Consider the following 9,832-nt stretch of genomic DNA (forward strand, 5'->3'; position numbering starts at 1 on the left):
TCAAGAACGTATTTTACCTTCATTGGTAAATTCTTTCTCAGAAATCACCTTAGCTACATATATTGAGGCGGGAGCAATGCGATTTTGTAAGGTGTTTAAAATTCGGGTGCTAAATCACTTATTTAGGGGTGCGTAGGCGTAGCCCGCCGCAGGCATCGCAGCTAAATAACTGTTTTTATTGAGAATCTAGCTCTATAAATGAGAATTAAAGTCCGATCTAACTTTGGAGCATCGCTCCCTGTGGAGGTCTAGATGGCGATACGTCTTGCGTCGTATCGGTCTGGAGCAAGAATTTTTTCTGGTAGATGAAGCTGGTAGCTTGAGTGATCGCGCCGATGAGTTTTTAAAGAGTTGTCAATTAATTGCTCAAGCACAAGGTTTAAACCCCAATTACTTTGTGGCAGAGTTCGTTAAAAACATGGTATAAATTAACACCCGATCCGCCGACACTGCCAAGGAACTAGCTACAGTTTATCTCAAGAATCTCTTTTTGGCGATCTCTGTAGCGCAACAGATGGGTTTACGCCTTTACCCTCTGTCTAGCTATCCTTTGCATACTACACCAGTTATGCGAGATCACCCTAATTACCACATCCAAGCGCGGACTGTCGAAGGTAGTAGACGACTTAGATCCGTTCAAGAGAGATGTTAAGTTTGTGGCGGGAGCAATTTTATTTGAGAGTGGAACCGAACTAATAGTAGTCTCATGCTGGAATGTCGTTTGCACTCAAGCGTGGTAGGAGAGTTTATGACAACTACTGACCAATTACTTTTTGCATTGAAACTTTTCACTGCCTTGGGCTGTGGACTGGTGGCTGGAGTCTTCTTTGCATTCTCGACTTTTGTAATGAATGCTCTTGCTCGACTTCAGCCGAGAGAAGGCATTGCCGCTATGCAGTCGATTAATATCACAGCGATTAATCCGTTGTTTATGATAGCGCTGTTTGGAACAGCTTTAGCTTGTCTTTTTCTGGTGATCACCTACTTGTCAAAGTTGCATCAACCTGGTACGGTCTACTTACTGCTTGGTAGCTTGCTTTATCTCGTTGGGACAATTCTGGTGACGATTGCCTTCAATGTGCCGCTCAATGATGCCCTGGCGATCGCCAAACCAGATAGCACTGAGGGTGTAAACCTCTGGGCTATATATCTGACTAACTGGACGCTCTGGAACCATGTTCGGACAATAGCAGCCTTTGGAGCAGCAGTATTGCTGACTATTGCACTCTGCGATCAAACATGACTATAGTCATGTTTTGCATAAGCTGTAAAAATGTGGCTGATGGTGAGCTTTACACTGAACACATGTCTGGGACAATGGCAGGTTTGGGTTAACAATGAATAGCGGGTGTACATCTGTGGTGTGCGATTGGCTAGAAGCTGTGTAGGTCAAAGTAGTTCACTGTTCCATCAAAACCGTTACTGTGAGTCGGTTATATTGATGTTTTTTGCTGCGAAAAACTTGCTAGCTCTGATGCTAAAGTCTCTTCTAATACATCTGGAATTGCGTGTGAATCTGTAGGGGACTTTTGAGGCAGAAGAAAAAGATAAAACTACCCACAGGTAGATTTGAGGCATGATTGACACGTGCCTCTTCGTTGAAGCGATCGCACATTTGAGAACCTGCTTGGGTATCAACCAAGGGCGTTGCTGCCAATGCGGCATAAATGAGTCACTTTTTACCTGCTACATTCAGCACGTCTCTCTTGAAAACCATAGTTTTTTGGAATCAGGGTAAAGTTCACAACTCAAGCCACAATCGAATAATACATTCTCCGTGACATACTCCTCTTTTCAAAATGGACGCAGTTTAAAAGCCATTGAAGGAATAAACTCTCAGCTTTTGAGGTAGATAGATGTTCTATTCATGACTATAAAATACACAGTTGTTATCTTTCACTAGGAAGACGCGTTCGCACAACTGCTTCCGTAGAATGGTAAAAGTCGATTGCTTGTAATCGGTTCAGACCGTTTGGAGTCAGCTATTGCAAGTAAGCATTAATACCAATTCGCAATTCGGTTTTTCGCCCATTCGCAATTAAAAAACTTAGAGATACTTGCCTTGAGGGTTTATATCTGTTTCATAATTTTAGTGAATTGGTATAAGCAGTTAGGAGTTTTGAACATTATAAATCAGACGTTAACCCTTCCCCAGTAAGGATAAAATACATGGATATCAAAAGACGAAATTTTCTCAAAGTGGCTTCGGGTTTAGGCGCAGGTTTAGCGGCTAGCGAAGTTTTGCTCAAACCTGTTCTAGCTGGAAACGAATCGATTCAAGCACAGTCACCAGTAACAACTACTCCCTTATCAACCCCACAGACAACTAAAAGCGGTGAAATGCTTTACCGAACACTAGGACGCACAGGAGAAAAAGTCTCCATCATCGGGGTAGGTGGTTCTCATATTGGGCAACAAAAAGATGAGCTTGAGAGTATCAAAATTATCCGCAGTGCCATAGATCGCGGCATCACTTTTATGGATAATAGTTGGGATTATAACAACGGAGTCAGTGAAATCCGCATGGGTCAAGCACTCCGCAACGGTTATCGTCAAAAGGTGTTTCTGATGACTAAAGTTGATGGTCGCACGAAGCAAGCTGCGGCTAAACAAATTGACGAGTCTCTGACGCGCCTACAGACAGATCATGTAGATTTAATGCAATTCCATGAAGTCATTCGTATGGAAGACCCAGATCGAATCTTTGCTCCTGATGGGGCACTCTCAGCAATGCTATCGGCACAAAAAGCCGGGAAAGTTCGTTACATCGGTTTTACCGGACACAAAGATCCTTTAGTTCATCTGAGAATGTTGGATATTGCAGCCCAAAACAACTTTCATTTTGATACACTGCTAATGCCACTAAACGTTATGGACGCGCATTTTCGGAGTTTTCAACACTTAGTTCTACCTGTAGCGTTAAAGGAGAAAATTGGTGTTTTAAGCATGAAGCCAATGGGCGGGAAATTTATTCTTAAGAGTAACACTGTTAAGCCAATCGAGTGTCTTCACTATGCTATGAACTTGCCAACTTCAGTAGTAATTACAGGTATTGATAGTATACCAATTCTCGACCAAGCATTAGAAGCTGTACGTACTTTTCAACCGATGAGTCAGCAACAACTCACAGCACTCCTGGCACGAACTGCCCAAGCTGCTGCTCAAGGGCAGTATGAATTGTTTAAAACAACTAACCATTTTGACGGTACAGCTAAGAATCCGGAATGGCTTGGATAACAAACCAGAGGTAAAACGCCCAGAATCAACCCCAAATTAATCTCATCGAAGGTGTGAAGCTTGAACTCTCACATCGCTCCCGGTAAGATGCAGCACAGGGAACAAAGCATGCAGTATCAATACAAATTGTTGCCCTACTAAAGTGGGTAAGGCTTAACTTAATGACACTTTCTTTGTCTCAACGCCATTTAATTTGTCACTGTACAACAGCAAAAAAGCTTGCAATGGGTAAACCACTTAACGATAAAGTTGCCTTGGTGACTGTAGCAGTCTAAAGCACCCACCGATTAATTGAACCCAAGGCATAACTACAATTGATCCCTTATCGAACTCGGACACTGACAACCAATTTACACCAACCGATTTACACTATGTCTGAACTTAATGCTAGTGCTTCTGGACAATTTACTCTCTTGGATCGTTCAGTAACGCGGCTGGGCTTTGGCTCCATGCAGCTTACGGGCAAAGGGGTGTGGGGTGAACCCAAAAACCGGGAGGAGGCGCTACAAGTATTGAAACGCTTGCCCAATCTGGGAGTCAATTTCATCGACACTGCGGATAGCTATGGACCTTACATCGCTGAGGAACTGATCGCCCAGGCACTATATCCCTATGACGGCATATTTATCGCCACCAAGGGTGGGCTGACCCGTACAGGTCCGAATCAGTGGCCGCCGGTAGGTCGTCCGGAATATCTACGCCAGTGTGTACTCATGAGCCTGCGCCGCCTGAAAGTGGAGCAGCTAGACCTATGGCAACTGCACCGCATCGATCCTAAGGTGCCTGAAGACGAGCAATTTGGTGTGATCGCCGATTTTCTCAAAGAAGGGCTGATTGCGCGGGCTGGGCTGAGTCAAGTCTCGGTGGAGCAGATTGAGGCTGCACGGAAGGTATTCCCCGTGACCACGGTGCAGAACCGCTACAACCTCGTAGACCGGGCTGATGAGGCGGTACTTGACTACTGCACCCATGAGGGTATCGGCTTTATCCCTTGGTATCCGTTAGCCTCCGGCGACCTCGCCCAGTCAGGCGGACCAGTAGACATGATAGCTAATGCACATGGCGCATCGCCAGGACAAGTGGCACTAGCTTGGGTGCTGAAGCGAAGTCCTAATATGCTGCCGATTCCGGGAACAAGTCAAGTTGCTCACCTGGAAGAGAATATTGCTGCCGCGCAGCTTGAACTGTCAGACGACGAGTTTGAGCAACTCGATAAAGCCGCTGCATCAGCCAAGTGATCGCTACTTTTTGTCTAATCTTTTAGAGCAACATATTGCTCACTTTGATGATGTACAATCCCCTCGCCTGCTTCACATGGATGTCTGGTCACAGAACATTCTGGTAAACTTAGCAGGTCATGTGACTGGATTAGTGGATGGGAGCAACACTCCAAAGTGAGGTGCGAAAAATTAGAGGTATAAATCACCTGTTTAATAGTGCGTAGGCGCAGCCCGCCGCAGGCATCGCAGTCAAACATCTGTTTTTATTGAGAATCTAACTATATAACTGAGAATGAAACCCCAATCTATCAGTGAGAGGTTAAGACAATCTTACTTTTGTCAATTAGAAATTATGTTGAAAAATTGGAAAAACTGGAGGTATTAACTTAACTCTTATACTGAACTGATGAGTCAAGAATGAATGATGTCTATCAAGATGATGCGTAGGCTAGCAAAAACCGTAGGCATCGCCTGCTCAAACGCCGCGATCGCAGTTTTTCAAATACACTATGCTGCTTTGAGAAGACCGGGGATTTCTGCCACCAGCACATCCCCTTTACGGGAAGTTGTACAGAGATCGCTGCCGGAACTGTGGGGTGGGGAGGTTGCAGCAGCTAATCAAATGTCCACAAATGGGACACAAAAGGAATCTAGTAGTCTGCCAAGACAACTTTGCTGGGTTTGGACTCTTGATTGGGGTGCATGTTTTAGGGGAAGGGGCTAAAACATGCACCCTTTACCCGGATTTCTCACAAGTGAGAAAAAATCATTGAGGTGAGCAAAACTTAGGGTAAGTTATTTTATACAATACCAAACTAGATTCAAAAACAGAGTATGGCGACGTAGAAACCGAAATAATAAAGATAAATAAGATACAGATAAAATAACAACTACTGAAGCAAACATCATTGAAACCAATAAGTAGACAGCCTAAAGCTAGGGTTAAGTTGAGTAAACTCACCCCAATAGCAAGCTAATAACTATGATGATAATGAAGTAAAAATCAACCAGGATAGGGTAAGAGAGATAAATAATTGTAGACCAGAGCGAAAATTTCTTTATAAAGGCAAGAGCTACTAATTGAAATTAAAATTTTTCGGCTAGTAACAGTGATAGTTGCTCCTAACTTTAGTAACTTGAGCCGAATAGTGCCAACAGTAGCGTTTTGGAGTTCGGTCTTGGCTAAATATTGCTCTCGTAAAGCATTCATTAAAATGTATGCAACAGATGAAAACCACAAACGTAACTGATTACCAGCAAACGTATGGGTACTGGTTCTGTCACTATTCAAGTCAAGCTTTTGCTCCTTTAACCGATTTTCCATCTCACCTCGTGGGCAATATTTTTGGCTATAAAGTCGTCCTGGAGGAACTAATTTGGTAGGGAGTGAAGTTACAACAAACCGAGTCTTTATTCCCGCTTCTCCATATTCTACTTTTGAAACAACTCGGCGATTACGACTCCAAGAATCTTTTGTTTTATAGTCGAGCGAAGAATACCAAACCGAGTTATCAACAAATGCTGTTGCTTGTTTTTCTAAATCTGGTGAGGCAGCCAATAAGGTTTCAAAAAACTCGACTACTGTTTGAATTTTTTGCGAGTATTCAAGGTATGCGCGGTATTGGATTGATTGGGACAGTTGTAATAGCCGACTATTTTGTGCTAACCCAAACACATAATCAACTCCAGTTTGGGATTCACACCAACTCATAATATTTTCTCTTGAATATGCGCTATCTCCACGCACCAGTATTTTTACTTGATCCCAGCGTGAACGTATGTGTTTTATTATTCGTTGCAATTCTGATAACGCTTCTGATGCTGGGTCTACGTTAGAAGCACGAAGCTTTGCTGCTAATAAATGTTTTCCACAGAAAATATACAGTGGAGCATAACAATAACCTCGATAATAAGGATTAAAGAAAACTTCTTCTTGATGACCATATACAAGATCATCTGTCACATCTAAATCCAAGATTATCTGTCGTGGTGGTTTTGAATATGATTCTAAAAATATTTCTACCAACAGTGTTTCTATAGCTGATGCATCATGTTCAATTCGGTGATATCGACTCTCGGCTCTTGAAGAGATGTTTTCTGGACAATGTTCCAGACGATTTAACGTACTTTTCCCTAACGTAATTGATTCTTTCTCCGAATTAATCACTTTTCCAACTGCCAATGCAAATATCAAATCGTAGCGTAGGGCTTCATGGTCATTAATATCTTCATAGCCCATTATTAAACCATATACTCTCTGTGCAATCAAATTACTTACCGAATGCTCAATTCTCGAAGGTTCTCGGTAATCTTTAAAACACTGTGCTAATCGTGATGTTATCTCCCTTTTTCGGTCTAGCTCCGCAATTAAAATTAGTCCGGCATCTGATGTTACAGTCTCACCGTTGAAATTAACTACGACTGGACATGACTTTACTAGTTCAAATTTCAACTGTTCCAGTATACAATCTGTTTTATTGGGGGTCATGCTTAAAACTGCTGGAATTCATGTGCAATAGATATTTTGGCAGTTTTCGACCCCTATTTTTTTTCGGCTTGTGAGAAATCCGGGTTTACCCCGCTAAGTTCACGAGAGCGAACTACTAGTAGTAATACCTAAAACAAACCACCAGATAGATGAAGAGTGGGGGAACAATACAATACCATCACACTGTAACATTGTAAAAAATCGAATATGCAAACTCGTTTTCGTATCGCCGTCCGCTCTATTGCAACAGCGCTCTTGGGCGTTGGCATGCTGATTACCGCGCCTGCTGCAAACGCAGGTACTTTCAAATTTATCTACAGTGGTTCGTTTAACACCAATGACGCACTTAATCTCCAGGGTTCTCCAACCGATTATTTTTCTGGATCGACTCCCTTCACTGCAACCGCGCTTTTCGACGACACCAGCCCGAATCTTGCTGCACCTGTTGGGACTAGTGGGTTTGTCGCCTATTCGCCGATCTCGGCTACCCTAACGGTGGGTGATCGCACTTATGATATAGCTACTTACAATCAAGATTCGGCTCGCGGCGTTACTGTAGCAGTCTTTGACGATACTACACCTTTTGGATCGGGGCACTACGCAAGTGGGTTTCTGCAAAATCCGGTTGCAGATGGTGCCGGGTTTATCGGAGACTGGTTATCCGCCTCGCCACCTTTTAGCGCCGCGCAACTTGTGACAACGACTTTCACCAACTACGTAGGTGTTGGCTATGGGTCTGGTCCGGCTCCAAGATCGGTATCTACGGTAGTTCCAATTCCCCTAAGCGACGCCACAGGCAAATCCTATCTTCTCACCCTTGGCAACTACGATGAGGAGTTTGCCAACGGCGTGTTGAACACAGCCCAACTTGAAGCAGTGCCGGAGCCAGACAACAACATTGCAATGCTGCTGGGACTAGGCTTGACTGGCATCAGCCTACTTTCTTGCCGGGATCCAATCAATAAGGGACTGTAACCAATGGCACGCTTGAAAAGCCCAAACGCTTGTGGTTTAAGCAGTTTGCAATTGTTTTCGGAATTCATGCTGGGGTTTTGTCATCAAGGAGTAAGTCCTAAATCAATCCCTGTGGTTAACAGGGCAAACGCATCTAAATTATACTTGCTCACAACCAAGGTTAAGAAACAATCGATTTAATCAGCATTTCTGTTTTGATCTACTTTCCAAGACTCAATGCGATGTCTACGACGGGCTACGCCAACGCAAAAAACTTTGTCAATAAGCAGGGATTAATGAGATTATTTTTCAGCCTATTGAGAATAGACTGAAGTTATTGACATGATGCGGCCGCCCTGCTGTGGTTAGGGATTAATCATATTCAATCGGAACTGCGATCGCTTCTTTCTTGAATCAGTGATAAGTCTTCAGTCCCACTTCGTTGTTGGTTGAAAATATGGATATTGGAAAAATTATTTAGCATTAAAGTTCCCCATCGAAGACGTGATAAATATTTGATTGCAGTTATCGAATTCCTCGAAAATAACCTTTGCAGTAATTGTTATTCGTCACCTTTTTGACATAAATTTGTAATCATTTTGTCAATCAAATATGCAATATTTAATCGGATATTGTCCTAAGCACGGCAGGATTATTGATTGCCTGCCTTCTCTAATTAATATCAGGGAAGGCCTCAACTACTGGCATATTGCAGCACTCGTTCCCACTTCCAACGCCTTGCAGTCTCTACCAGTATTTCTTTTCCGTTGGTGAATTAAATGAACTGTTGCCCAAATGTAAGTAAATTGGTGCAATAAAACCAAACTGTGTGAAGAAAAGTAAATAAGGCTCAAACTCTTTCTCGCTCTGCTCCCTGCTCCCTGCCCCCTGCCTTATTTCAACAATAATTATTTACGCCGACCTACATAGCTAGCTGCAACTGCCAGTGTAGTTGATTTCTTAACGGGATCTAAACATTTTTTAGGCAAAAAAAAGCTCAAACCCATGCAGGGTATGGAAAATACACTCTTCTGCTCAAAATGCTTTCAACGATTTTAAACCAGGTTTTCCATAAAAATAACCGAAGAACCCTGAAAAGATTGTATTGTTATTATTCATTGCATCAACACCGTCGCTATGAAAAATCTGTTGCCATTGTTATTGAGTGCTATTTTATTAAGTAGCACAGCAGGTTGTAATAAAACTAATAGCCAGACTGACAATACTTCTAGTAACAACAAAACTGCCATCCCTGAAGGCACATCTAGTCAACCAACTAATCAACAAATATCTGTACCTGCTGGAACAAGTTTTGAGACTGTTCTTCAGCAAGAGATATTTACGAGTAAAAGCCAGAATAATGACCGCTTTGTTTTAGAAATTAAGAATTCCTCAATTGGAGTCAATAAAGTTCTTCAAGATGGTCAAATACAGGGACACCTGGAAGATGTAGTCAAAGCTGCTAAAGGAAAAAAAGCAAGTTTACATTTAGTTTTTGATGATATTTCGCTTAAAAATGGTTCATCTTATCCCATTGATGCAACTTTAGTAAACACCAAGTTAGAAACAAAAACCAAAGGTAAGTTCATTCAAAATACAGGGATTATTTTAGGTGGTACAATTGCAGGTCATTTTCTTGGTAATCAAGCCAAGTTCAAGCATGGTGGACTAGCAGGTGGTGCTGCTGCGGCTGCTTTTGTTTTGTCTAGTCCTGGTGGAGAAGTTGCCCTGAAAAAAGGTACAAATATTAAACTTCAATTGAAATCTGCTATTGGTACTACTCAATAGACTATTAGCTATAGTGGAATGGCACTAAGGTTCGCTATTTGTTGAGATGAGTAATTTCTTGAGTGGAGCGATCGCTGTTTCAGGCAGTGCATTAAGGTGATTTCTGAGAAAGAATTTACCAATGAAGGTAAAATACGTTCTTGAT

General features: G+C 42.4%; 10 protein-coding genes. 8 read left to right on the forward strand and 2 right to left on the reverse strand.

Annotated elements, in window-relative coordinates; genetic code table 11:
* The first annotated feature begins 265 nt into the window (after positions 1 to 265).
* A complete protein-coding gene (locus tag ACFFAP_RS30935) occupies positions 266 to 427 on the forward strand; it encodes a hypothetical protein (RefSeq protein ID WP_375514798.1) in 162 nt (53 codons plus the stop codon).
* 321 nt (positions 428 to 748) lie between these two features.
* Positions 749 to 1,243, forward strand: coding sequence for a DUF1772 domain-containing protein (locus ACFFAP_RS30940; protein WP_375514799.1), 495 nt, complete (start codon positions 749 to 751; stop codon positions 1,241 to 1,243).
* Positions 1,244 to 1,489: 246 nt separating this feature from the next.
* On the opposite strand, the gene ACFFAP_RS30945 is transcribed toward ACFFAP_RS30940, so the two are convergent.
* Positions 1,490 to 1,642, reverse strand: coding sequence for a hypothetical protein (locus ACFFAP_RS30945; protein WP_375514800.1), 153 nt, complete (start codon positions 1,640 to 1,642; stop codon positions 1,490 to 1,492).
* 527 nt (positions 1,643 to 2,169) lie between these two features.
* On the opposite strand from ACFFAP_RS30945, the gene ACFFAP_RS30950 reads away from it, so the two are divergent.
* From ACFFAP_RS30950 to ACFFAP_RS30965, 4 genes are all read left to right on the forward strand, one after another.
* Positions 2,170 to 3,237, forward strand: a complete 1,068-nt coding sequence (locus ACFFAP_RS30950) for an aldo/keto reductase (RefSeq protein ID WP_375514801.1) — start codon at positions 2,170 to 2,172, stop codon at positions 3,235 to 3,237.
* Between the two features lie 371 nt (positions 3,238 to 3,608).
* Positions 3,609 to 4,475, forward strand: coding sequence for an aldo/keto reductase (locus ACFFAP_RS30955; protein WP_375514802.1), 867 nt, complete (start codon positions 3,609 to 3,611; stop codon positions 4,473 to 4,475).
* 10 nt (positions 4,476 to 4,485) lie between these two features.
* Complete coding sequence (locus ACFFAP_RS30960; RefSeq protein ID WP_375514803.1) at positions 4,486 to 4,635, forward strand: hypothetical protein; 150 nt, start codon at positions 4,486 to 4,488, stop codon at positions 4,633 to 4,635.
* Positions 4,636 to 4,878: 243 nt separating this feature from the next.
* On the forward strand, positions 4,879 to 5,181 hold the full coding sequence (locus ACFFAP_RS30965) for a hypothetical protein (protein WP_375514804.1): 303 nt from the start codon (positions 4,879 to 4,881) through the stop codon (positions 5,179 to 5,181).
* A gap of 279 nt (positions 5,182 to 5,460) precedes the next feature.
* On the opposite strand, the gene ACFFAP_RS30970 is transcribed toward ACFFAP_RS30965, so the two are convergent.
* Positions 5,461 to 6,945 (reverse strand): IS1380 family transposase, encoded by a 1,485-nt coding sequence (locus ACFFAP_RS30970; RefSeq protein ID WP_375514805.1) that lies wholly within the window; start codon positions 6,943 to 6,945, stop codon positions 5,461 to 5,463.
* Positions 6,946 to 7,152: 207 nt separating this feature from the next.
* Between ACFFAP_RS30970 and ACFFAP_RS30975 the strand changes: the two genes are divergently transcribed.
* Both ACFFAP_RS30975 and ACFFAP_RS30980 read left to right on the forward strand, forming a co-directional pair.
* A complete protein-coding gene (locus ACFFAP_RS30975) occupies positions 7,153 to 7,920 on the forward strand; it encodes a hypothetical protein (RefSeq protein ID WP_375514806.1) in 768 nt (255 codons plus the stop codon).
* Between the two features lie 1,116 nt (positions 7,921 to 9,036).
* Positions 9,037 to 9,687, forward strand: a complete 651-nt coding sequence (locus tag ACFFAP_RS30980) for a hypothetical protein (RefSeq protein ID WP_375514343.1) — start codon at positions 9,037 to 9,039, stop codon at positions 9,685 to 9,687.
* Positions 9,688 to 9,832 lie beyond the last annotated feature (145 nt).

The sequence above is a fragment of the uncultured Nostoc sp. genome (genome assembly GCF_964245575.1).
Classification (GTDB): Bacteria; Cyanobacteriota; Cyanobacteriia; order Cyanobacteriales; family Nostocaceae; genus Nostoc.

Bases quoted from the DNA above. Each gene is read 5' to 3' on its own strand.
- ACFFAP_RS30955 (WP_375514802.1), top strand. From the start codon at position 3,609: ATGTCTGAACTTAATGCTAGTGCTTCTGGACAATTTACTCTCTTGGAT.
- ACFFAP_RS30975 (WP_375514806.1), top strand. From the start codon at position 7,153: ATGCAAACTCGTTTTCGTATCGCCGTCCGCTCTATTGCAACAGCGCTC.
- ACFFAP_RS30950 (WP_375514801.1), top strand. From the start codon at position 2,170: ATGGATATCAAAAGACGAAATTTTCTCAAAGTGGCTTCGGGTTTAGGC.
- ACFFAP_RS30940 (WP_375514799.1), top strand. From the start codon at position 749: ATGACAACTACTGACCAATTACTTTTTGCATTGAAACTTTTCACTGCC.
- ACFFAP_RS30980 (WP_375514343.1), top strand. From the start codon at position 9,037: ATGAAAAATCTGTTGCCATTGTTATTGAGTGCTATTTTATTAAGTAGC.
- ACFFAP_RS30965 (WP_375514804.1), top strand. From the start codon at position 4,879: ATGATGTCTATCAAGATGATGCGTAGGCTAGCAAAAACCGTAGGCATC.
- ACFFAP_RS30970 (WP_375514805.1), bottom strand. From the start codon at position 6,945: ATGACCCCCAATAAAACAGATTGTATACTGGAACAGTTGAAATTTGAA.